Here is a 24374-nt window from a genome sequence, read left to right on the forward strand (position 1 = left end):
AGTTTCGCTAAAATTTTTGAGGATGCTGTCATCAAATCACTTGTCGTTTGCATCATTTTTTTGATTGGTTCAATGATAAGATTGAGCCACACTGTTCAAATTCAGCAGTGTCAGAGCAACGATCGCCGCAAACACATAACGCCCCACCCACGCATTGTGACGAAATGCTGCAAAGCACGCCAAGCGCTCACGGTCTTTGATTAGAGGGTATTGAATCCCAAAAAACATCACAAGCACCGGCGCCAAAGACAGCATCGACAATAGCCCAAAATAATGCGCCAAAGCCATTGCCATCAATACCAAAAACCCGACTTGTAACAAAGTAATGATCAGCACATCATAGCGACCAAATAAAATCGCCGTGGATTTGACCCCGATTTTAACATCATCATCACGGTCACACATCGCATACTGTGTATCATACGCCACCGTCCAGCACATATAAGCGACGAACAGCACCCAAGTCCACACATCGGTATGCCCCTGCACTGCCACATACGCCATCGGTATCGCCCAGCCAAATGCCGCTGCCAGCACCAGCTGTGGCAAATTGGTGTATCGCTTCATAAATGGATAGATGAATGCAAGCGCCACCGCTCCAAGCGACCAATAAAACACCGCAACTGGCAAGAAAAACAGCAAGCACGCTGACAGCAATGACAACCCCACGAATGTCGCTACTGCAGTCTTGGCAGACAGTCGCCCATCAGCCAGCGGTCTGCCATTGGTACGCTTGACCTGTCCATCCACCTTGCGATCAGCAAAGTCATTAATGGCACAGCCCGCTGCACGCATCAGCACAGCACCAAGCGTAAAAATCAGCACCACGAGCCAGTCGATGGATCGAGCGGCACCGACATACGCCAATAGCACCGCCCACAAGGTCGGATAAAGCAAAAGCTCAGTGCCGACTGGTTTGTCAAATCGGGTCAACTGCAGCCATGCAGTCAGCTTATCACGAAGCGTCATCGGCTCGCCTGTTTGATGGTTTTTCATGCTACTACTCAATCACTGTTTGGCGATGGTATAAAGCTGCAAAGCCTGCCTTAGGCTCAGCTCAGGAAACTGTGTACGAATGGCCTTGACTGACTGTGCCATCGGTAAGTGCGCCTGTGTCCGCGCAAATGGTAGCCATTCATGCTGTTTTAGCTTAAAGATCTCATCCTCAAGCGTGCGGATACGGCGTTTGTGATTGAAATTTTGGATAAGCAGTAATACGCTGATGCCCAAATACGCCCAAACAATAAAATTATCCATCCTTATTATCCTCATATCATCAAGTCATCGATTTGGCCATCACCACTTCGTCAGGGCATTTGGCCATCATATCTGTCAAAACGGATGGCGTCATTTTGCCATGACTGAATGGGTGGCTCGTTCGCCAAAAAAGGTGCATTTAGCGGTCTTTTTACCACCACTCGTCCATCCGCACTGTGCAATAATGATTTAGCATGGCTTAATAGCTCATTTTCATCATCAAGAGTTGGTGGTGATACAAAACTGTGCAAGGCTTGCATATATTTATTCACTTTGGCATCATAGCTATCCTTGGGAAACATCGGATCTAGATAGACGACATCAGCACCATCACTGCAATCACGCACATCACCATAGCGGATAGACAGCCGTGATAATAGACCTTGCCAATTTTGATTGTCCTGCATATAAGCATATTCAGCATACAGCATCAGCGCCATGATAGGATTACTCTCAAGCATCAAGACACTCGCCCCAGTGCTAGCAAGTATTAGGCTGTCATGCCCAAAGCCTGCTGTGCCGTCAATCGCCATCATGCCTGCATTGAGCCGACACGCCTGCAATACAAGCTCCGACTTACGCCCTGCCGATACCACACGACGAGTCTGTGATGCCCAATCAGGGCTGACTTTGATGATATCGTCGCCTAGCTTTTGGATCAGTAGCAATCTATCTTTTTCAACGATAAATGCCTGATTGGCATGATGATCGCAAAATGCGAAATTCAGATGCTTATTATTAAGTTTTGATAATTTAATAAAATCCAACTGTATCGGCAACTCGTGCGTGCTGATCAGTGACTCAATTGGCTTAATCTGCTCAATATCCACACCAAAAAATAGCATCGCACACCCCTTTTTAACCACCGATTAGCCTTGAATCTGATAACCAAATCCAAAAAACGCAATCAACACCACCACGCCTGTGATGATACGCAGCCAAGCAAAAATCATAAAGTCTTTTTTGGAGACCCAGCCCACCATCAAGCGGATACAAAGCAGTGCTACGATGAATGACACCACTGTACCGACAGCCAAGATCATCCAGTCACTACTGGTCTGTAGCGCATCTTTGTGTTTGACCAAATCAAGCAGTGCCGCACCAACAATCACAGGAATGCCCAAGAAAAACGAAAACTCAGTCGCCGCCTTGCGTGATGTACCAAGTAGCAACGCCCCAATGATGGTTGCCCCCGAACGGCTCGTGCCTGGAATGAGCGCCAGACATTGACACAGACCAATATACAGTGCGGTCTTAAAGCTGATGTTCTCGGCCTCGATAGCGATGATTTTACGAGGAGTTTTCTCAGCATAAATAATCAGTAGCGCGCCAATGATCAGCATGGTCGCCACCACCAAAGGATGGAACAGCACCTCGGTAATCACATCAGCGAACAAAAAGCCCATCACCATCACAGGTATGGTCGCTACAATCAAAGCAAGACCCAGCTGGCGAGGCTTGGCAAGGCCTTCTGCCTTACCGGTCAATAGCCCGATAAAGGCATTCCACAATCTGCCCCAGTAATCATAAATGACCGCCAAAATCGCCCCAAGCTGAATAAAAACGATGAATAGATTGCGAAATTCACCGCTCAAAAAATTCATCATATCCGCTGACAAAATCAAATAGCCAGTGCTAGAAATCGGCAAAAATTCTGCAATGCCTTCAACAATACCCATGATGACGGCTTTGATAATCAGCAAAATATCCATAGTACAACCTAAGAAAAATAAAAAGACGGCGTATTGTACACCACAAATCTGAAATTTGGCTTAAGCCAAACCCGAAAGCTTAAGCTTTGCCCTGTTCAGCCAGCGTTTTCCACGCATTATCTCGCAGATACACAGGCAATGCATTGTCGGCACTCACCGCTTTGCCTGCCAAAAAGTCAATCAGCCCAAGGCGTGCAATATCCACCGCCGTAGGATGCACCTGCACAGTTTGGGCATTGTCAGTCTGCACGAGCTGCACCCCATCACCTACGACCACATCACAAATAAGATGGCTGTCATAATCCAGCAAAGCTTCATCACCGACTATCCCATCGGCATCATCACGGTTAAGCGTGCCATTTTTGGTGACAAATCGCCCATGATATACTTGGTTTTGGCGAGCGTCCATCACTGCTGATATGACGGTGTTGTCTTTAAAGTCATCATTTTGGCAGGCAGTATCGGCAAGTACAGCCAAGCTTGACACACCGACACAGGGTGTATCACTGGCGACAGATAATGCCTGCACCACCGCTGTATTAATGCGAATACCGCTAAACGCACCTGGTCCACGGTTGAACGCCAAGCAGTCTAGTTGAGCTAATGACAAGCCTGTCTGCATCAAGGCCTCATCTACCATCCCAAGGATAATCTCAGTCTGCCCACGATTGCCCGCAACACTCTTATGATACAGCACCGTGCCATCTTGTACGATTGCCACCGAACACTGCTCAAATACCGTATCAAACGCCATTAAGATTGCCATGTTTTACCCTATATACTGATTTTGCTGACAATTTATACCGACAATTTAAGACCCAAGCCATGATAGCTTGGGCGTCGTGATACCATGAATGCATCAGAAGCGTTTTTTGAATTGTGGTGGTAGCTGACCGCCCATTTCTTGCATTTTTTTCTGCATTTCTTCCATGCTTGGCAAGTCGTTCGGGTTTAGTCCCAAATCCTGCATCGATTTTTGCATCTCTGCCATATTCGCTGCTTGATTGGCATCACCACCTTTATTGCCAAACAATGGACCACCGCCTGACATACCACGAGTCAAGCCCTGTACCGCTTTCATCATCTTGCCGATACCATCAGGACGGCTGATCATTTTCATCATTTTTGCCATCTGCTTGTGTTGCTTGAGCAAGCGATTGACATCTTGGATTTGTTTACCCGAACCTGCAGCGATACGACGCTTACGGCTTGGGGTGATTTTGTCTGGATTTTGGCGTTCAAATGGCGTCATCGAATGAATCAATGCTTCCATTTCTTTGACCTTTTCTTCTGGTTTGGCTTCTGCCATCGCCTTTTGGATATCTGCACCGCCTAAGCCTGGCATCTTATCTAGAAAACCTGCCATACCGCCTAGATTTTTCATTTGTTGGAATTGGGTCAAAAGATCTTCAAGGTCAAATTCACCGCCCTTTTGCATCTTTTTCGCCATTTGTTCGGCTTTTTCGCGGTCGATTTTTGCTTCGACTTCTTCGACCAAACTCAGCACATCACCCATGCCAAGAATACGCTGTGCGATACGCTCAGGGTGGAATAACTCAAGCGCTTCTAGTTTTTCGCCACGACCCAAAAACTTAATCGGCTTACCAGTAATCGCACGCACCGACAGAGCCGCACCACCACGGGCATCGCCATCGGTCTTGGTCAAAATCACGCCAGTCAGTGGCAGTGCATCATTGAACGCTTTGGCGGTATTGGCAGCGTCTTGACCAGTCATCGCATCGACGACGAACAGCGTCTCTACTGGATTGACCGCTGCGGTCAGCTCTTTGATTTCATCCATCATCTCATCATCGATATGCAAGCGACCTGCGGTGTCGATGATTAGGATGTCTTGATACTGCAGCTTAGCTTCATTAATCGCACGACGAGCGATATCAATCGGCTTTTCATCCACCGATGATGGTACAAAGCTTGCTTTGACTTGTCCTGCCACCTGCTCAAGCTGCTTAATCGCCGCAGGACGATACACGTCCGCTGATACCAGCATGACTTTTTTGCCTTGTTTTTCTTGCAAAAACTTCGCCAATTTACCCGCCGTGGTCGTCTTACCTGCACCTTGCAAACCAGCCAACAGATAGACCATTGGTGGCTTACCTGTCATCTCAAGCGATTGGTTTGCACTCCCCATCATTTCGGTCAGCTCATCATAGACGATTTTGACAAAGGCTTGACCCGGTGCCAGCTCTTTTAGGACATCTTGACCCAATGCCTGCTCTTTGACCTTAGCGACAAAATCTCGTGCCACAGGCAATGCCACATCCGCTTCAAGCAGTGCCATACGCACTTCACGCAGCGTGTCTTTGATGTTATCTTCGGTAAGCTGACCAGTACCCGCGATATTACGCAAACTGCCAGAGAGTCGTTCTGTTAAAGTATCAAACATATCAAATCCGTCATTATCAAGTGACAAGCGCGTCAAGATAGCCACTTGCCAAAACTATTGCTACAAATAACTGCTATTTTATGCTAAATTAGGCAAATATTCCAATTTAATTGCACGAATCCCATCAATATTGACTATTTTTGCTGTATTTTAGCGTGTAATCACGCAACACAAGCAGGCTTGATGTGTTGATGGTATAAGAATAAAGGGGTTTTTGTGCTGTTGATTTTTTTGAGTGTCGTGCTGATTTATACAGCAAGCAGTCTGTATTTGGCAAATGCCTTAGTCAAGCAAAGCAGCATTTCAAAAGGTTTGCTACTGGGCGTACTTGGCATTGGGCTAGTTTTACATGGCTGTTTATTGTATCCACAAATCATCACCACAGATGGACTGAATTTTAATCTATATAATACGCTAAATCTTACCAGTTTATTTTTCCTACTATTTTATGTGCTGTTTGGCTTATATCGTCCGATTTTAAGCCTTGGGATTTTGGCAGTGCCAAGTGCGTTGATTGGGGTGAGCTTGGGCTATATCGGCGATGCCACTTATGAGCCGATTGAACAGCTTGGCATTTATCTTCAAGTGCATATCCTGCTGTCTTTTGCCGCTTATTGTGTGCTGTTGATGGCAGCGGTACAAGGATTGCTGCTTCGCCTACAAATTCGTGAACTCAAGCACAAAACCATTCACCGTTTTTGGGTATCTCGCCTGCCATCACTACAGAGCATGGAGAGCTTGTTATTTGATATGATTTTGATGGGCTTTGTGATTTTGAGCATCGCACTGGGCTTGGGCTTTGGGGCGACTTATGACATCATGACACAGCACATCGCACATAAGATGGTGTTTAGCGTGCTCAGCTGGCTATTATATGGCGTGCTGATTGCTGGTCATTATCGCTATGGCTGGCGGGGTAAGCGCGCGGCGAATTTTGCCATCTATGGCTTTGTACTGTTGGCGGTGGGCTTTGTGGGATCTAAGGCAGTGATGGAGTTTTTGTTAAGCTGACTGATGGTTTTTGGCTCTTTTAATTGGCCAAATCATCCCCATTAAGTACTCAAACATTTTTAGTAGGAAATTTTTATGACCCAATCTCAAAAACCCGCACGCACCGAAATCCAAAACCCTGATCTGTGGCATTTTCCAATGGATTATCCGATGAGCATCATCGGCCATGAAGGTCATCACGACAGCCTGCTCAATGAAGTTAAGCTGATCTTGGCTGAGTTGTTTCCTGAGTTTGATCATGCCACGATTCAGGTGCGTCCTTCGCGTACAGGCCGTTTTCATTCGCTGCGTGTCAATTTACACCTGACGCACGCCGATCAAGTCAATCGCTTGTACACCGCCTTGGATAAGGCCGAAAGCGTCCGTACTGTCGTCTAAAACGAAGACCGTCTTGCACGGTCTTTTTGGTATCTGTTATGTCAATACTAAAAACCCACCTGATCGATCAAAGTCTGGCAGCGCCTGAGTTGCCCAAGCCTGATGAGCATTTACGCATTTTACATACCTCCGATTGGCATCTGGGCAAGATGCTATATCACCAGTCTCGTTATGATGAATTTGCTAAATTTTTAGATTGGCTACAAGATTCATTGAAAATTTATCAAGTGGATGTGCTGATTGTTGCTGGCGATATTTTTGATACCATGACGCCAAGCAACCGCGCCGAGCATCTGTATCATCAGTTTTTGGCGACAGCATTTAAAAACGACATCAAGCACATCATCATCGTCGCAGGCAATCACGATTCACCCACCAGCCTACATAAAACCAAAGAAGTGCTTGGCGTGCTTAATACGCATGTCATCGGCAGCATCAGTGATCAGATCGATGATGAGTTGATCACTCTTAGCAATGATGCAGGCGTACCTTGTGCCATCATCATGGCTGTCCCCTATCTGCGTGATCGAGATGTGCGTACCAGCATCGATTCCACCAGTATCGACAATAAAAATCAGCTACTGATTGATGGCATGTTTGATCATTACCATTGTTTAGCAGATCTTGCCAAAAATCAGCAAAATCACATTTATAAAACACATCAAAAAACCATCCCGATCATCGCCACAGGTCACCTATATGCCGCAGGCGCCGCCGTCTCTTCTACCGATGATGGGATGCGTGATATTCAGATCGGCACCCTCGGCCAGATCAGCAGTGAGGTTTTTGATGAGGCCATCGATTATGTCGCCTTAGGACACATTCATGCCGCCCAAATCGTCGGCAAACAATCCCGCATTCGCTATAGCGGCTCACCGATCGCGATGGGATTTGGGGAGATTGGGCGGCACAAACAAGTACTGATCGTTGATCTGCCTTATGACAAGCCACCAAAGCAGCCCGTTGATCAGCCAGATCTGATGCAATTTTTTGATGGCGCGGATACCTCAGCTGTACGCATTCATAGCCTGCCTGTACCGATTTTTCAGAGTCTTGCCAAAATCAGTGGCGATATGGCATTCATCGAATCCTCCATCAATGACCTAAAAGCGCACGATCAGCCCATTTGGCTTGAGATCGAATACACAGGCGACAGTCTGATGCCAAATCTAAAGCAGCAGATCAACGCACTCACCAAAGACAGTCAACTACTGGCGCTGAGTATCAAAAACACCCAGACGCACTCAGGTAGCCTGCGCGCCAAATCGATGGATATTACTTTAGATAAGCTAAATGAAATGCAAGTTTTTAAAAAGCGGCTGGCCAAAGAAAATCTGCCAGATGATGAACAAGAGCAGCTGATTCAAGCGTATCAGGCACTGATAAAACAGATGCAAGAGACAGATAATAATGCTCAATAAAGCCAAAGTGATGCATGGCGTCAGATTTCAGGAATGATGGATGAAAATTTTAAAACTGGTCTTTGAGAACATCAACTCTTTGAAGGGAAAGTGGCAGATTGACTTTGAGGATCCTGCCTTTCATAATCATGCTCTGTTCACCATCACAGGCGCAACTGGTGCTGGCAAGACGACGATATTGGATGCCATCTGCTTGGCTCTATATGGCGAGACGCCACGACTGAACATCTCTGCCAATCAAAATGAGCTGATGAGCATCGGTACCGCTTTTGCAGCCAGCACGGTGATTTTTCGCGCCAATGATAAGCTATATCAAGCCAGCTGGTCGCAGCGCCGTGCCAATCAAAAAAGTGATGGCAAATTACAAGCGGTCAGTCGCGAGATCAGCGAGCTTAAGCATGTCAATGATCCTGATGGCAAGATCATCGAAGAAAAATCCAGCTTGGTCAATAAGCAGATTGAGCGAATTTTGGGGATGAATAAAGCGCAGTTCACCCGATCGGTGATGCTGGTGCAAGGCGAATTTGCTGCTTTTTTACGCTCGGATGCTGCCGAACGCGGACAGATACTAGAGCAAATCACCGGCACGCAGATCTACGCGCAGATCAGTCAAGCCGCCTATGAAAAGCACAAACAGCAAAATAATTTGTTAAAAGAACGCCAATTAAAACTGGCAGAATTACAGCTGTTAAGCACCGAAGATTATGATGCTTTGATTGATCGTATCAGCAGCATCAGCGAACAAAAATCACAAATTGACAGCCAAATTGAGCAGACTCAAGCTCAACTAAAGCTGGCCGAGCAGTACGCCACCTTAACAGATGAAGTGACCACATGGCAAAATAAAATCCTTAAAAATCAATCAGATATTAATGAATTTTCTGATGAAATGGCGCGCCTTAATCAAGCCAAGCACGCCCAAGCGCTCAGTCCATTATACCAAGCCGTCGCACAAACCTCCGAGCAGCACGATCATAAAACACAGGACAGAATAAAGCTCACCGAAAGCCTAACCGCCCTTCAAAGTAGCGTCGATGACCATCGTGTTCAGCAATCAAATATTCAAGAAAAACTACAAAAATATACCCAAGATTACGAAGCCATCAAGCCCAATTTGCAAGCAGCGCGCAAGCTTGATTTGCAGATTTCATCATTGACACAAAACTTGACTCATCAGACAAAGGCTCTAGAAAAAAATCAGCTGGATTTGCAGCACAGTGAGCAGATACTGGCCCAGCTTATCAGCGATCGGCAGCGCATCCAAGCAGTCATCGCAGAATTAAACAGCAATTATCATGACAATCAGCTAGAGCATTTGTCAGAAAAATTTCATAAAAAATCCCAAAATCTGGCACAATTTGATGCCCTGTCGGATTCGATGATGCGTGCATATCAGCTATATCAAACCGACTTAGCAAAACTAAAACACACCCTGATTGAATTACAAAATATCCGAGAAAATTTCAAAGAAAAAGATAATCTAATCAGAAAAACAAGTAATGAAATGCGCTCACAGAGGCAAGCATTTTATCAGCTGTTAAATCTAGATCACATCCATGAAGATCTCAACATCGCTTCGCTTCAGCAGCAGCTGAACGAACTTCAAAATACCATCAAAAACAGCAGCCAGACACGACAAATCCTCGAGCAAATTCAGCAGCACTACCAGCACTATTTGCCGATATCCGATGAGATCGCGCGATTAAACCAACAAAAAATTCAGCTGTCAGATGAGCAGTCCTCAATCGAAGATGCCATGCAGTCTCTGCAAGGTCAAATTGAGCAAACCCAGAAGAATCATAGCTTGCAGCTCGATAACTTCAGCCTACAAACTCAACTGATACAGCTAAAAGCGCAATTAGATCACTTAAATGATGGCGCTCCTTGCCCACTGTGTGGCAGCACCGAGCATCCTTATAAGCATGCAGATCACCCCAGTGACACTGATGATGTCACATTGGCAAAAGAGCAGCTTGAGTCTATCGAACACAGCCTTGAGCAGCAACGACTGCAGCTCGAACACTACAAAAACTCACTGCAACAGCTACAGATTAACCTTCAAAATAACGCGTATCAGCTGTCCACTCAGCACAAAAACAGCGAGCATATCCAGCAAAGGATGCGCGATCTATGGGCGCAGATTTCACAGGATTTTTCTGAACATAGCGATCTACCCTCTCACAGCGACATTGACATGTTAAGCCATCAGTTGCATGCCGATGTCGAGCATAAGATGCGCACTTTTGAGGATGCCAATCATCTCATGGCTCAGATTCAGATCAGTGAGAATAATTTAGATAAATTCAATTATGAGAATCAGTCACTCGAGAATGCAGGGGTCAAAACCAATCAAGAAGCACGAGCGCTGATCTTGACAGTGCATGATGCAGCCTGTCATTTGCAGCAACATCTCATACCCTCACTGATGGCATTGTTACAGTCAGAAGGCAATGACACTTATGGTGAACTTAGCTTGCATTTGGCGACATTGAGCGACAGCCTACCGAATCTGTCTGTTTGTGCTGAGCGCGTTGAGCAATATCAATATCAATCTGATCCTCACAATCAACCTGCGTTTAAAGGTTTTCCAGATGCAAATGCCATCATCATACCGCATGATGCTGATCTGGCCCTAATCACCGACATGCGTGCTGCTCTAGATCATGACTGCAGCACCTTAAAAATACAGATTGATGCCGCCAAAGCACACAGTCAAAAGCTTAATCACGCACAGTCACAGCTGGCCGAGCTGATGATAAAAATCGATGTTGAGCAGCACAAAATCCAAGTGCTAAAACCTGATATTAACGATCTGCACACAGCATTACAGTCAACATCCGCCGAGATACAAGTTTTGCGCGATCAAAAGGTACAGCTCATTGGCGATGCTGACATCGATGCTTTGGGGCAGTCTTATCAAACAAAACTTGGCGATCTGCGCAATCAACTTGATCAGCTCACCACAAAATTACAAAGCGATCTTGTACAGCTTGAATCTCAAAAAGCCAAAGCCACAAGCCTTGATGCCATCATCGATGAGATCGCCCAAAAGCTCACCGCTCATCAAAGCGACTATCAGACAGCCTTGGCCGAATCCATCTTTAGCGATGAGGCGGAATTTTTGGCATCCAGACTGCCAGATGAACAGATCGCCAATCTGCAGCAAACTGCCGATCAGCTACACGAGGCACTCAAACAAACCCAAATATCACTCAAAAACAGCCAAGCCAGATTAGATGAACTGATAACACGACATGCAGATATTGCACTCCTGGATCAGTCTGCATTACAGGCGCAGTCAGCTGAGCTGCATGAGGCTTGGACATCGATTCATCAGCAGATCGGTGAGATGAATGCCATCAAAGCCCAAGAATTAAAAAATCGTGAGCGCCAAGCTGCCTTATTGGCCGACATTGAAAAACAACAACAAGACAACGCCATCTGGGCAAAGCTCAATGCCTTGATCGGCTCAGAAAATGGGAATAAATATCGCAATTTTGTGCAGGGATTGACGCTCGATCTGGTGTTGCAGCATGCCAATCAGATTTTAAGTAAGATGAATGACCGCTATCTATTGACCACCGATGATCAAGATGGCAAAGCGCTTGAGATCTTAGTGACCGATCTGCATCAAGGCGATGCCATTCGCAGCAGCAAAAACCTATCTGGTGGCGAAAGCTTCATCATCTCGCTGGCGTTGGCTTTGGGATTATCACAAATCAATAGCCAAAATGTACAAATCGAATCGCTGTTTTTGGATGAAGGTTTTGGGACGCTGGATGAAGCGGCACTGGATTTGGCGCTAAGCACTTTATTTGAGCTACAACAAAGCGGCAAAAGCATCGGCATCATCAGCCATGTCGCAAGCCTAAAAGAGCGCATCGACACTCAGATCGTCGTGCAAAAACACGCCGGTGGCCACAGTATCTTATATGGCGCCGGCGTTACTCAGCTTGGCTAGTTTGAGTTACTAATCCACGCTCGTATTGGCTGATATGCTCGTGATCACAAACTGCATCGAATTGCATTTTTGTGGTGATTGGTCAGCCATTTTCTGGTGATTGGTCAGCCATTATTACGCTCAAAGGTGCTATGCTCCACTTCATATAAAGCACCCAAACGCTGCTGCTGCTCGTCATCCAAAATCTTTTTGGCTTCCTTAAAAAATTCTTGCTCTTCTTCTTTGAGATGATGGCGCACTTCATCGATCAGTGATTGACAGGTGGTCTGCCAAGTCTCATCACTGATGCGGCCATCATTGAGCGTGTGCATCAACTCATCCATTTCGTGATGCTCAGCGATGGCATGGCGCGACAAATCCAGACCCTCATCATACTGCATCACAGGCACATACAGGTGACGCTCTTCGGCAGCAGCATGAGCTTGCAACTCGATTTCAAGTTCAGGATAGGCTTTTTTGGCAGCTTTAATGTCTGTTGATAGTAGCGATTCTAGATCATCGCACAGCGCACGCTGTGTCTGATGTGATGAGATAAGTGCTTGAAAAATATCTTGATTCTGACTCATGTGCTTTCCTTGAAATTCTATTAATAAACTAAAACATTACTACTGACAAATGGGCTGATAAGTTCAGACATCGATGGAAAATCATCTCACCAGCACAGCGAACGATCTTTTATTCATATGCCGATCTTAATAATCATTTGATCACAAACGACTGTTGTTTTGGATAAAACGAAATCAATCCAACCACTTGTCTTGGTTTTATGATAACAGCCTGAGCTAAAAGGCGTGCATATTTTTGTTGTGATTATGCTATCAATTTGTAGCCAGACGCTCACACCCAACCCAAAACCCTTAAAATCGCCATACCAACTGCCATGCCAATCATCCCAAATACCGTGGTAAAGCCCAAAATATTCGCCGCAAGCACATCGTTGCCACCCATGGCTTTGGCCATCACATAGCTTGCCGCTGCAACTGGGCTTGCGACCATCAAATACAATACCCCAAATTGCAAAGGCGGTAGCGCCATCACCACGCCCGTGATCACTGCGATCAACGGCGCGATAAGGATTCTCCCGATGCTGGCTTGCATAGACACCCCAGATGGCTGCATCATCGAACGAATGTCTAAGGTCGCCCCAGCGCAAATGAGCGCCAAAGGCAGCGCCACTGCACCCAACAGCGCACCTGTGGTATTGATAAATTCTGGCAATGCGGGCAGATTTAGACCTTTATAAATAAAAGCCAATAACAGCGCGATGATTAAAGGATTTTTAAAAATTTTGATGGCAATGTCTGTCGCTTGATTGAACCAGTTGCCTGTTTTTTGGGTGGTGCGTGACAAGGTAATCACCGCCAGCACATTATATAAAATGGTGATAATGCCCATATAGACCGCGCCGACGCCAAGTCCTGCATCGCCGTAGGCATTGGCGACAGTGGCCAGACTAATGATCGCCATATTCGAGCGAAACACACCTTGGACGAACACACCTTTATCGCCAAGCTTTGGGACAAAAAATTTGGCATAAATCTCTGCCAAAAAGAACAGCCCAAAAGTGGTGATAAATCCCGCCAACAGCAGCCAAGATTGATCAAAGATGCTCACCTCGCTTTTTAGTACACTAAAAAATAGCAGGCAAGGCAAGCAATAATTAAACACCATGCTCGACGCCGTCTCAATAAAGCCTGCATTAATAATCAGGCGTCGCTGCATAACATAGCCCAAGGCCATCAAAGCCAAGTTTGGAAACACAATCACAAAAGCGAAGCTTAACGCAGATAAGACAGCTTGGACAGTCATGATTTACACCGTCTGTTCAAGGATGGCTTGGGATTTTTTCTGCTTTTTGAGTGTCATACCAAGTAGACTGATCGCCGCTGGTGTGACACCACTGATACGCGATGCCTGACCCAAGGTGGCTGGGCGGATTTGGCTGAGTTTTTGGATGATTTCATTGGACAAACCTGACACAGAGGCATAATCAAAATCCAAAGGCAAAGCCGTATCCTCAAGCCGCTTCATCTGTGCGATCTCTTCATTTTGGCGATCGATGTAGCCTGCGTATTTTACCGCGATCTCGATCTGCTCGCCCACTTCATTGCTGACGCTACTGTCAGAGACTTTGGCGATGTCATCAAAGGTGATGTTCGGGCGTTTTAAAAGATCAAGCAGAGTATTTTCTTTGGTTAATACCTCATCGGTATGCGCCATGAATGCTTTGCCGATCGCATTATTTGGCGTCGCCCAGATGTCTTGCAGTCGCGCGGTTTCTTGGGCGATGGCTTCTTGTTTTTGCTCAAATTTCTCCCAGCGCGCATCACTGATCAAGCCAAGCTTACGCCCGATGGCAGTCAGACGCTCATCGGCATTGTCCTCACGCAAAAGCAGGCGATGCTCAGCGCGACTGGTAAACATGCGATACGGCTCTTTGGTACCGTGCGTGATCAAATCATCAACCAATACCCCAAGGTATGCTTCATGACGCATCGGCGTCCAAGGCGATTCATCCATCGCTTGGCGTGCAGCGTTCAGTCCAGCCAACAAGCCTTGTGCTGCAGCCTCTTCGTAACCTGTCGTACCGTTAATTTGTCCAGCAAAAAACAACCCATCAATGGACTTGGTTTCCAAAGTCGGCTTGAGATTTTGCGGATCAAAATAATCGTACTCGATGGCATATCCTGGGCGTGTGATATGCGCGTTTTCAAGACCTTTCATCGAATGAATGAATGCCACTTGCACATCAAACGGCAGACTGGTTGAGATACCATTAGGGTACAACTCATGGGTGGTCAAGCCCTCAGGCTCAATAAAAATCTGATGACTGTCTTTATCGGCAAAACGATGAATCTTATCCTCAATCGAAGGGCAATAACGTGGGCCGACACCCTCAATTTTACCGCTGAACATCGGGCTGCGATCGAGATTTTGGCGGATGATCTCATGTGTGCGCTCATTGGTGTGGGTGATGTAGCAGCTGATCTGACGAGGATGCATGCTGACATCACCCATATAGCTCATCACTGGCAGCGGTGTATCGCCTGGTTGCTCGATCATCACGCTAAAATCCACCGTACGGGCATCAATACGCGCAGGTGTGCCTGTCTTCAAGCGGCCAACAGGCAGCTTAAGTTCGCGCAGACGATCAGCCAGTCGAATCGATGGCATATCACCAGCGCGGCCGCCACTTTGACTGTCTAGACCCACATGGATCACCCCACCCAAAAAAGTCCCCGAGGTTAACACCACCGCGCGCGTATTAAAGCGCACGCCTGATGCCGTCACCACCGCGACCGCACGACCATTTTCGATAATAATGTCATCAACAGGCTGCTGAAATAAGTCAAGATTTGGCTGATTTTCAAGGGTGTGGCGAATCGCGGCTTTATAAAGTATGCGGTCAGCCTGCGCACGCGTCGCTCGCACAGCCGCGCCCTTTCGGCTATTTAATACCCGAAATTGGATACCCGCTTGGTCGGTGGCCAGCGCCATCGCCCCACCCAGAGCATCGACCTCGCGCACCAGATGTGACTTGCCGATGCCGCCGATGGCAGGGTTGCAGCTCATCTGACCCAAAGTTTCGATGTTATGCGTCACCAGCAGCGTCTGACTGCCCATGCGAGCTGCAGCCAAAGCCGCTTCGGTGCCTGCATGTCCGCCGCCGACGACGATGACATCATAAGTTTTTGAAAAGTGATAAGTGCTTGTCATAAATTCATCCACCTGATTTTTGTTGCAGATCGTCTGTCAGATGCCGACCTCTTAAGATCCCGACCTTTTAACAGATCAAACACTAAATACTGACCAAACATCGGCTCATCGCCTAAGCCAACAACAAAAAAATCCAAATCTAAACTGCTTATTTTAGCATAGTTTTATCACAAAACTGCGAAAATCTGAGCTCTGTACTCAGAATTTCTTCAGTTGCATTTTGTTGCATCATTGATTATGATAAGCCAATCTATCGCATGGGAGCTGACCGATGAAATTGGTACATTTTTTGACCCTGTTTACACTAAGTGTGGCATTAAGTGGCTGCGTGCATAAAGTCGTCACTGTCCCCGCCAAAATCGCCTACAAGACCACCAAAGGCGTCGTCAAAGGCACGGTTGCGGTTGGCAAAGCCATCATCCCAGGCGATGCTGATAACAAAGACAAAAAAGACTAAAAATCCAAGCGCACGATGGCGAGCGATACAGCCGCTTGACTTAGCCAAACTCTTTAACCTTTTGGCATCAGATTATCATTTATCCACACAAACAATCAAATAATGCTTGCATAAGCCATCAATAATTTGGTATAATCGCGGCTGTTTTTTGAGAGCCCTTCGTTTCCCCAACTTAAAAAACAACTAAAATCAAGCATTGCTTGAGATTTTTTTGTTTATACTCTCTCAAACTCAACTAAATAGGTTTTTTATGACTACTACTATCAGTGCCAAACCCGCTGAAGTTGTACATGACTGGTATGTCGTGGACGCTGAAGGCAAAACTCTAGGTCGTCTAGCTTCTGAGATTGCTTCTCGTCTGCGTGGTAAACACAAGCCATCGTACACTCCACATGTTGATACTGGCGATTATATCGTTGTTATCAATGCTGACAAAATTGCTGTAACTGGCAAAAAAGCTCAGGACAAGAAGTACTACCGTCACACTGGCTATCCAGGCGGTATCAAAGAGACCAACTTCACAAAACTTCTAGCACACAAGCCAGAAGATGTGTTGCACAAAGCTGTTAAAGGCATGCTTCCAAAAGGTCCTTTGGGCTATGCGATGATTAAAAAGCTAAAACTGTATGCGGGTACTGAACACCCACACGCAGCTCAGCAACCTAAAGTACTAGACATCTAAGGAGACATTATGGAACGCAATTACGGCACTGGTCGCCGCAAGACTTCTACCGCTCGTGTCTTCTTGTCTAAAGGCACAGGTAACATCGTTGTAAACGGTAAATCACTTGACGAATACTTTGGTCGTGAAACTTCTCGCATGGTTGTTCGTCAGCCACTAGAGCTGCTAGAATTGACTGACAGTGTTGATCTATACATCACTGTTGTTGGTGGCGGCATCAACGGTCAAGCAGGTGCGATCCGTCATGGCATCACCCGCGCTTTGATCGAACAAGATGAAACCTTCAAGCCTGCCCTAAAAGCAGCTGGCTTCGTCACTCGTGATGCTCGTGAAGTTGAGCGTAAAAAACTTGGTCTACGCAAAGCACGTCGTCGTCCACAGTTCTCAAAGCGTTAATTTTACGATTATCGTTCAAAAAACTCTCGATGCATATCGGGAGTTTTTTTGTGCCAATCAGTCAGCACCATTTCCACCAAGACCCAATGGCTAAGTTTCAGCATTTAGCATCAAGACCGCTAACTGATAATTTTTTTGTAATTTTCGCCGCTTTTAACACATGTAGTGCAGAAAAAAAGTTTAAAATATGGTAACATTATAGAGATAATTTTTTTGCGAAAATTTCAGATTTAGCAACTTTACTTTAATATTACACAAACCAATATTCAGTAAACTCGCATTTTCGTTAAATCATTAAATTTTTTGCGACTTTTTTTGCCAAGTTTGTAAGAGAAGAATTTATTTTATTACAAAAATAGCTTAAAATAGTCATATTTAGCAAAAATAGGCACAGCAAATGTGGCAAATTTGATAAAAGTGTTTTATCATAGCCACACACCCAGCATGGGAATATTCCCATTCTTTTTCTGGAGGAAGTTTTAATGAGCCATGCCGAAGGCGTGAATGTTAAACGCCGTAGAGTCCTAATCGCGACGACCGCTGCCATCGGCGCAGTCGGCGTCGGTGCGATTGCCACCCCATTTGTCCGTTCTTGGTATCCAAGTGCAAAGGCGGAAGCTGCGGGTGCTGCTGTTGTAACAGACATCAGTGGCATTGAAAACGGTCAAATGATTACCGTAAAATATCGCGGCAAGCCAATCTTCGTCGTTAAGCGTACCGATGAAATGGTGGCAAATCTTAGCAAAGTAACCCCAAAACTTGCCGACCCAACATCCGATGGGTCTGTACAGCCTGAATACTGCAAAAACGAGACACGCTCTATCGAACCAAATATTTTGGTCGTTGAGGGTGTTTGTACGCATCTGGGCTGTGCGCCAATATTCCGTCCTGAAGTTGGTGCAGCCGATCTGGGCGGTGCTGACTGGTATGGCGGCTTCTTCTGCCCTTGCCACGGTTCTATGTACGACTTATCAGGTCGTGTTTATAGCGGCATGCCAGCTCCGCTTAATCTACCTATTCCAGAATACAGTATTGATGGCACAATCTTGACTGTTGGGGAGGCCTAATCATGAGTGCTGCTAAGAAATTCATGAGCTGGATAGATGCTCGCTATCCTGCGACTGAGACTTATGAATATCATATGTCTAAATACTACGCACCAAAGAATTTTAACTTTTGGTATTTCTTTGGCGTATTATCCATGGTGGTACTAGTAAACCAGCTGGTTACTGGTATTTGGCTTACCATGATGTTTAACCCAAGTGCCGAGGGTGCTTTTGCCTCACTTGAATACATCATGCGTGATGTCAAGGGCGGCTGGCTGATCCGCTACATGCACTCCACTGGCGCGTCAGCTTTCTTTGTCGTCGTGTATCTGCACATGTTCCGTGGCCTACTGTATGGTTCGTACAAAAAACCGCGTGAGCTGGTTTGGATCATTGGTATGGCGATTTACCTATGCTTGATGGCTGAAGGTTTCTTTGGTTATCTACTGCCATGGGGTAACATGTCATTCTGGGGCGCTCAAGTTATTTTGAACCTGCCAGCAGCCATTCCATTCATTGGCGATGCATTGGGTGAATGGGTGAAAGGTGACTACATCATCTCAGGCATCACTTTGAACCGCTTCTTTGCACTGCATGTCGTGGCCATTCCACTGATTTTGGTTGGCTTGGTATTCATGCATCTGGTTGCACTACACCATGTTGGCTCAAACAACCCTGATGGCATCGATATTAAGAAACTAAAAGACAAAAATGGCGTGCCGCTAGATGGCGTTCCATTCCATCCTTACTATACCGTGCATGACATGGTTGGTATCGTGGTATTCTTCATCTTGTTCTTTGCTGTGGTGTTCTTCTTCCCAGAAGGCGGTGGTTACTTCCTAGAAAAGCCAAACTTTGAAGCTGCTAATGCATTGAAAACGCCAGCACACATTGCTCCTGTTTGGTACTACATGCCATACTACGCGATGCTGCGTGCAACACCATCAATGTTCGGTTCAGCGCTGCCTGGTGTCATCGTGATGTTTGGTGCGATTGCCATCTTGTTCGTATTGCCTTGGTTGGATCGTTCACCTGTTCGCTCAATCCGCTACAAGGGCACACTGTCTAAGATTGCTCTGGCCATCTTTGTGGTAAGCTTCCTGATCCTAGGCTATCTGGGCGGTGTTACCTCTACACCAACAGGCACCATCGTTGGTCGTATTTGTACTATCCTATACTTCTTGTATTTCCTATTGATGCCTTTTTACACCTCAATTGAGAAGTGTAAACAACCACCAGAACGCGTAACCGGAGGCCACTAATGAAAGCACTTAATTCACTTGTTAAATTTGGTGCAGGTGCCGTTTTGGCGACAGTTGGTGCTTTTGCCAGCACCAACGCCATGGCAGCTGGTGGTGATGGCTGTGGTACATTTACCGAAGCTGATGGCACTGTGGTGACTTTAGAATGTAGCAAAGCACCGATCGACCTGACTAACAAAGGCTCGCTACAACGCGGTGCTGCAATGTTCATGAACTACTGTGTCGGCTGTCACTCAGCCCAGTATGTGCGCCACTCTCGCATCGCCCAAGACTTGGACATTCCACCTGAATTGGTCGAAAAATATTTGATGGTCAGTGCCAACCAAATCGGTGATCACATCACCGCAGGCATCGATCCTGAGCTACAAGGTGCATGGTTTGGTGCGCCGCCACCAGATTTGTCACTAGAAACTCGCCTGCGTGGTGATGACTGGGTTTATACCTATCTACTCAGTTTCTATGAAGATCCAAGCCGCCCTTGGGGCGCCAACAACTTGGTCTTGGCCAATGCCGCCATGCCGCATGTGCTTCACAACCTACAAGAAGAATTGGGTCAAGAAGCGTATGAACAGCGCGTCGGTGATTTGGTCAACTTCATGGCGTGGATGGCTGAGCCAGTCCGTCATGATCGTAAGATCTATGGTGCGTTTGTGATTTTATTCCTGTTAATTCTTTTAATCCCAGTTTATCTGTTGAATAAAGAATTTTGGAAAGATGTCAAATAATCTGCATTAAGCAGATTGGGCGACACCCAACAAAGACCGATGATATGTGTCATCGGTCTTTTTTTGATAAATATGCCAATGAATTGAGAAATTGGGCAGATAATTACACACAGCTTGGCAAATTTTTGATAAACTAATATGCTCATTTAGGCAATGGTATTTTATGGAATTACCGCATCTTTCATTGACACAATTTGTCTTGTATGCCGATCATGGCATACACAGTCATATCGTGCGCCTACTGCTCGAAGAAAAACAACTTAACTATCAGCTGGTCATAATGGAAGATGAGCGCTCTGAAGAGCTGACGGAACTCAACCCCTATCGCACCCTGCCAGTACTGGTGAACCGCGATGTCGCTTTGTATGAGTTGACTGTCATTTTTGAATACCTAGAAGAGCGCCATCAATCACCGAGGCTGCTGCCTAGCGTACCCAGTGAGCGCGCCAAAATTCGTCAGTTGGCTTGGCGATTACAGAATGATTGGCTATCCCAAGCGTTCATTTTAATGACACATCCTGACAGCTTTGATGAACAAAGTGCACTTAATGCCAAAAAATCGTTATCCGATTCACTGGTGACGCTCGCCCCTTTATTTGGACATAAGCCCTATTTTTTATCCGATGAATTTGGGTGGTGTGATGCATTACTGTTGCCTTTATTATGGCGCTTACCTGACATGAACATCAACTTGCCCACACATCTGATTCGCCCCTTATTAGAATATCAAGATCGGCTATTTTCACGCCCCAGTTTTATTGCCAGTATTAGACCCATGGAGTCACTATGATCACACCAAAACGCCCTTACCTTATCCGCGCCTTTCATGAATGGATGCAGGATAATGACTATACGCCTTATTTGATGATCGACGCCACTCACAACGATCTGCACGCACCATTGCAATACGCCCAAGACGGCCGTTTGGTGTTGGCAGCATCTTATCAAGCCACCCACAATCTACAGATTGATAATGATGCCATCAGCTTTGCTGCCCGATTTAGCGGCGTGTCTGAAGAAGTCTGGATACCGATGGCTGCCGTGATGGCGATCTATGCCAAAGAAGATCCTGAGCACGGCATATTCTTCGACCCTTCAGAATATGATGGCTATGAAGCGCATGAGGCCATCGAGGAAGCTTTTGATACAGATGAGCAGGATCGCCCCAAAGGCAGTACCTTGCGCATCTTGGATTGATTGCGCTTACCGAGCAGTCATTGTTTCAAGTCTATCTAAAATGAAAGATTTGCTATAATACAGATCAAATTTAGCACAGATAATGGCCCCATGATGCGACATCTCATCAGACTGGTAGGGGCGGTGATGTGTTTATACACCTCTACAGCCCTTGCCAGTACTTACAGCTTTGAGCAAGCACAGTCCAAGCTATTGACTTCCTCAAAGCGTTTACAATCCTCGGCATTACTCAGTCAAGCCAGTCAATTACAAGCAGACGCTGTACAAGGACTGCACAGACCTAATGTATCGTTGAATGTACGCGCGCTCAGCTATCATCAGACTGCCGATGTATCGACGCAGCCTCTAATAAATACCCTAAATCAACAAATCTCAGGCAGTATCGATGAACACATCCAACAGCTCAATGCTCAAGGCTTAGACCCTGCCTTATCTGAGCTGATGAGCAGCAGCGCGCAATCACTGTTAAGCCGTGCCAATGATCGCCTACCAAATGAGCTACATCTGGACGCCAAAGACACGACAGTTAAGCCAAGCATTGCTGTCACTTTGCCCATTTATACAGGCGGCGCGATCAGTAGCCTCCAACAAATCGCACAGCTAAACGCCAAGCGCCATCTGCTGTCCGAACAAGAACAGCAGCAGCTTGAGAAACTTAATCTCATCGGCAAATATTTTGGCACCCAGCTTAGCCAGTCTCTACAAAGCACCACAGGCTACCAATTCCAAGCCATGCAGCTGCATGTCGATCACGCCCATCAGCTTGAGCAAGCAGGCTTTATCAGTCGTGGCCAGCGCATGCAGTTCGAGGTGGCGCGCAACCATGCAGACCGTCTGCATCACTCTGCTGCACTCACGCACCAACAAAATATCTTCGAGATTCGAACCTTATTACAAGATCCGACGATTAGTCAGCTAACCACACCGCTATTTATAAATACCAATGAACAGCCAAATTATGACGCGCTGCTTGAAAAACTAACATCCAATTCTCCGATCACCCAAAAGCTGAGCACCGATGTGCGCATCGCCCAAAACCAAGTCACACTCCAAGAAGCCAGCAAAAAGCCTAAAGTATTCGCCTTAGGTGAAGTGGCGCTTGATGACCAAGACTGGTTCGTGGGCGTCGCTGCCAATTATACCCTATATTCAGGCATGGATCGCAACGCACAGATCAAAGCCAGTCGATTACAAGCAGATGCTGCCAATCTGGTCGCGCTCCAAACCACCCAAGACATGACCAGCAGTCTGCACCGAGCCTATTTGGATATTCAAAATACCCAAAACACCCATCGACTGCTCACCGATAACCGCATCGCTGCACTTGAGAATCTGCGCATTCAGCGACTCTCTTTTCAAGAAGGCTTTGGTACCGTCGCAGAAGTGGTCGATGCTGAGACTCGCGTCCATCAGATCCAAAGCGACATCGCCACCAATGCCTATCACTACATCATGGCACTGGCGACTGTATTGCACCACACAGGTGAACTCGATCGCTTTGGTGAGTATCTATACCGCGCCGACACCACCATGATCGTAACCGAATGATGATTTGCCATGACACAAGATCTCAAAAAACCCATGACGCCTGCCGATGAACCCACCAAAACATCGACCGCTGAACAATCAGACATCGATCATATGCAATCACAGACTAAGCACAGCTATAAAAAACCCAAAAAACCCATCGCCTTAATCGCACTGATCGCGCTGTTCGTGCTACTGATTTTGGGGATTTTATATGGATTATTACAAAGCTATAGCGCGCCCTCGCCTGCCTCAAGTGCGCCATCGTCAGGCGGGCTCTTTCATGCTGCCAAAAGCAAATTGGCAAGTGGCGGTCAAATCGTCACTTTACAAGGTGAGGTGGATAGCGAAACGGTCAACCTAAGCACGAAGCTGCCCAGTCGCATCGACGCCATCTATGTCCAAGAAGGCCAAAGCGTCCAACAAGGCACACTACTGGCTAAGCTGATCAGCCCTGAGATCATCGCCAAAAAAGAACAAGCCGACGCTATGCTACAGTCGGCACTGGCCTCTCAGTCACTGGCAAATCGCGGCACACGCCAAGAAAATACCGACAGCTTATATGCCAACTGGCAAAGTGCCAAAGCTCAAGCAATGCTGGCAGCCGAAACAGCAGCACGCGGTGAGTATCTGTACCAGCAAGGCGTCATCAGCCGCCAAAGACGCGATGAAATGCAAGCCGCCAAAACCTCATCAGAACAACTGGCAGAAGCCGCGCATCAGCAGTATCTTAAGGCAGAGCGCGGTCGCAGTGATGAGGTTATCTCCAGCGCCGACGCACAAGTGCAGATCGCACAAGCTGCGGTCGCTGAAGCAGCCGCTTTAGATGCTGAGACCAATTTGATCGCGCCCATCGATGGCGTCATCAATAAAATCTATGCCAAGCCCAGTGAACTGGTCGCCATCGCCGTGCCTGTGATCAGCATGATCAAGCCTAGCGATACCGTCAAGCTCAGCGTCCGCGAGGATTATCTACCCTATGTACAGCAGGCATCAAGCCTGACAGGATTTATCCCGGCATTAAACCGCTCTGTTGAATTTCACATCAGCCACATCGGCGCTGAGGGAGAATTTGCCACCATCAAAACCACGCGACAAACAGGCGGCTATGACATCAAAAGCTTTGAGCTAAAGCTTAAACCTGCAGAGCCAATCGAAGGCTTGGTTGCTGGTATGAGCGTTGTTTTTGAGATTCGCATTGCCGATTGACTGACTGATTTG

The 24374-nt window shown here is 46.6% G+C and carries 23 protein-coding genes; 14 read left to right on the top strand and 9 right to left on the bottom strand.

Translation table 11 applies throughout. The features are described 5' to 3' along the window. Positions 1 to 69: 69 nt before the first annotated feature. From ubiA to ffh, 6 genes are all read right to left on the bottom strand, one after another. Positions 70 to 996 (bottom strand): 4-hydroxybenzoate octaprenyltransferase, encoded by a 927-nt coding sequence (gene ubiA, locus AZ602_RS02240; RefSeq protein ID WP_103033481.1) that lies wholly within the window; start codon positions 994 to 996, stop codon positions 70 to 72. Positions 997 to 1008: 12 nt separating this feature from the next. After that, the gene (locus AZ602_RS02245) at positions 1009 to 1257 is read right to left on the bottom strand and encodes a hypothetical protein (RefSeq protein ID WP_103033482.1); all 249 of its coding nucleotides are present in this window, start codon (positions 1255 to 1257) and stop codon (positions 1009 to 1011) included. Between the two features lie 50 nt (positions 1258 to 1307). Continuing rightward, positions 1308 to 2102 carry a class I SAM-dependent methyltransferase gene (locus AZ602_RS02250; protein WP_103033483.1) on the bottom strand — a complete coding sequence of 265 codons (795 nt, stop codon included), beginning with the start codon at positions 2100 to 2102 and terminating at the stop codon, positions 1308 to 1310. Between the two features lie 24 nt (positions 2103 to 2126). Continuing rightward, positions 2127 to 2969 carry an undecaprenyl-diphosphate phosphatase gene (locus tag AZ602_RS02255; protein WP_103033484.1) on the bottom strand — a complete coding sequence of 281 codons (843 nt, stop codon included), beginning with the start codon at positions 2967 to 2969 and terminating at the stop codon, positions 2127 to 2129. A gap of 79 nt (positions 2970 to 3048) precedes the next feature. Continuing rightward, positions 3049 to 3735 (bottom strand): tRNA (adenosine(37)-N6)-threonylcarbamoyltransferase complex dimerization subunit type 1 TsaB, encoded by a 687-nt coding sequence (gene tsaB / locus AZ602_RS02260; protein WP_103033485.1) that lies wholly within the window; start codon positions 3733 to 3735, stop codon positions 3049 to 3051. Between the two features lie 93 nt (positions 3736 to 3828). Further along, positions 3829 to 5373 carry a signal recognition particle protein gene (ffh, locus tag AZ602_RS02265; protein ID WP_078316752.1) on the bottom strand — a complete coding sequence of 515 codons (1545 nt, stop codon included), beginning with the start codon at positions 5371 to 5373 and terminating at the stop codon, positions 3829 to 3831. 216 nt (positions 5374 to 5589) lie between these two features. Here ffh and AZ602_RS02270 point away from each other — a divergent pair, with 216 nt between their 5' ends. The 4 genes from AZ602_RS02270 to AZ602_RS02285 all read left to right on the top strand — a co-directional run bounded on the left by AZ602_RS02270 (position 5590) and on the right by AZ602_RS02285 (position 12144). Continuing rightward, positions 5590 to 6384 (top strand): inner membrane protein YpjD, encoded by a 795-nt coding sequence (locus AZ602_RS02270; RefSeq protein WP_199174065.1) that lies wholly within the window; start codon positions 5590 to 5592, stop codon positions 6382 to 6384. A gap of 75 nt (positions 6385 to 6459) precedes the next feature. Next, entirely contained in the window at positions 6460 to 6762 is a 303-nt protein-coding gene (locus tag AZ602_RS02275) for a YbeD family protein (protein ID WP_078316751.1), read from the top strand. A 38-nt stretch (positions 6763 to 6800) separates the two neighbouring features. Then, the gene (locus AZ602_RS02280; RefSeq protein ID WP_103033486.1) at positions 6801 to 8183 is read left to right on the top strand and encodes an exonuclease SbcCD subunit D C-terminal domain-containing protein; all 1383 of its coding nucleotides are present in this window, start codon (positions 6801 to 6803) and stop codon (positions 8181 to 8183) included. A 40-nt stretch (positions 8184 to 8223) separates the two neighbouring features. Next, positions 8224 to 12144, top strand: coding sequence for an AAA family ATPase (locus AZ602_RS02285; protein ID WP_103033487.1), 3921 nt, complete (start codon positions 8224 to 8226; stop codon positions 12142 to 12144). Between the two features lie 104 nt (positions 12145 to 12248). Here AZ602_RS02285 and AZ602_RS02290 read toward each other — a convergent pair whose 3' ends face one another. The 3 genes from AZ602_RS02290 to mnmG all read right to left on the bottom strand — a co-directional run bounded on the left by AZ602_RS02290 (position 12249) and on the right by mnmG (position 15861). Continuing rightward, complete coding sequence (locus tag AZ602_RS02290; protein WP_103033488.1) at positions 12249 to 12710, bottom strand: hemerythrin domain-containing protein; 462 nt, start codon at positions 12708 to 12710, stop codon at positions 12249 to 12251. 271 nt (positions 12711 to 12981) lie between these two features. After that, on the bottom strand, positions 12982 to 13953 hold the full coding sequence (locus AZ602_RS02295; protein WP_103033489.1) for an AEC family transporter: 972 nt from the start codon (positions 13951 to 13953) through the stop codon (positions 12982 to 12984). Between the two features lie 3 nt (positions 13954 to 13956). Next, positions 13957 to 15861 carry a tRNA uridine-5-carboxymethylaminomethyl(34) synthesis enzyme MnmG gene (gene mnmG / locus AZ602_RS02300; protein WP_103033490.1) on the bottom strand — a complete coding sequence of 635 codons (1905 nt, stop codon included), beginning with the start codon at positions 15859 to 15861 and terminating at the stop codon, positions 13957 to 13959. 271 nt (positions 15862 to 16132) lie between these two features. Here mnmG and AZ602_RS02305 point away from each other — a divergent pair, with 271 nt between their 5' ends. From AZ602_RS02305 to AZ602_RS02350, 10 genes are all read left to right on the top strand, one after another. Then, positions 16133 to 16318, top strand: a complete 186-nt coding sequence (locus tag AZ602_RS02305) for an NF038104 family lipoprotein (protein WP_103033491.1) — start codon at positions 16133 to 16135, stop codon at positions 16316 to 16318. Between the two features lie 250 nt (positions 16319 to 16568). After that, a complete protein-coding gene (gene rplM, locus AZ602_RS02310) occupies positions 16569 to 17000 on the top strand; it encodes a 50S ribosomal protein L13 (protein WP_078254213.1) in 432 nt (143 codons plus the stop codon). 9 nt (positions 17001 to 17009) lie between these two features. Then, positions 17010 to 17396, top strand: a complete 387-nt coding sequence (rpsI, locus tag AZ602_RS02315; RefSeq protein ID WP_078316744.1) for a 30S ribosomal protein S9 — start codon at positions 17010 to 17012, stop codon at positions 17394 to 17396. Positions 17397 to 17878: 482 nt separating this feature from the next. Beyond that, the gene (petA, locus tag AZ602_RS02320) at positions 17879 to 18463 is read left to right on the top strand and encodes a ubiquinol-cytochrome c reductase iron-sulfur subunit (protein ID WP_078316743.1); all 585 of its coding nucleotides are present in this window, start codon (positions 17879 to 17881) and stop codon (positions 18461 to 18463) included. Positions 18464 to 18486: 23 nt separating this feature from the next. Then, a complete protein-coding gene (locus AZ602_RS02325) occupies positions 18487 to 19704 on the top strand; it encodes a cytochrome bc complex cytochrome b subunit (protein WP_199174066.1) in 1218 nt (405 codons plus the stop codon). Beyond that, positions 19704 to 20429 carry a cytochrome c1 gene (locus AZ602_RS02330; protein ID WP_078316741.1) on the top strand — a complete coding sequence of 242 codons (726 nt, stop codon included), beginning with the start codon at positions 19704 to 19706 and terminating at the stop codon, positions 20427 to 20429. Before AZ602_RS02325 ends, AZ602_RS02330 begins: the two co-directional genes overlap by 1 nt. A gap of 163 nt (positions 20430 to 20592) precedes the next feature. After that, on the top strand, positions 20593 to 21219 hold the full coding sequence (locus AZ602_RS02335; RefSeq protein WP_103033492.1) for a glutathione S-transferase N-terminal domain-containing protein: 627 nt from the start codon (positions 20593 to 20595) through the stop codon (positions 21217 to 21219). Next, a complete protein-coding gene (locus tag AZ602_RS02340; RefSeq protein ID WP_103033555.1) occupies positions 21219 to 21626 on the top strand; it encodes a ClpXP protease specificity-enhancing factor in 408 nt (135 codons plus the stop codon). Before AZ602_RS02335 ends, AZ602_RS02340 begins: the two co-directional genes overlap by 1 nt. A gap of 93 nt (positions 21627 to 21719) precedes the next feature. Beyond that, positions 21720 to 23174, top strand: a complete 1455-nt coding sequence (locus AZ602_RS02345; protein WP_158245107.1) for a TolC family protein — start codon at positions 21720 to 21722, stop codon at positions 23172 to 23174. Positions 23175 to 23207: 33 nt separating this feature from the next. Next, a complete protein-coding gene (locus AZ602_RS02350) occupies positions 23208 to 24362 on the top strand; it encodes an HlyD family secretion protein (RefSeq protein WP_227525149.1) in 1155 nt (384 codons plus the stop codon). The last annotated feature ends 12 nt before the right edge of the window (positions 24363 to 24374 follow it).

The sequence above is a fragment of the Moraxella sp. RCAD0137 genome (assembly GCF_002894025.1).
GTDB classification, from domain to species: domain Bacteria; phylum Pseudomonadota; class Gammaproteobacteria; order Pseudomonadales; family Moraxellaceae; genus Moraxella; species Moraxella porci.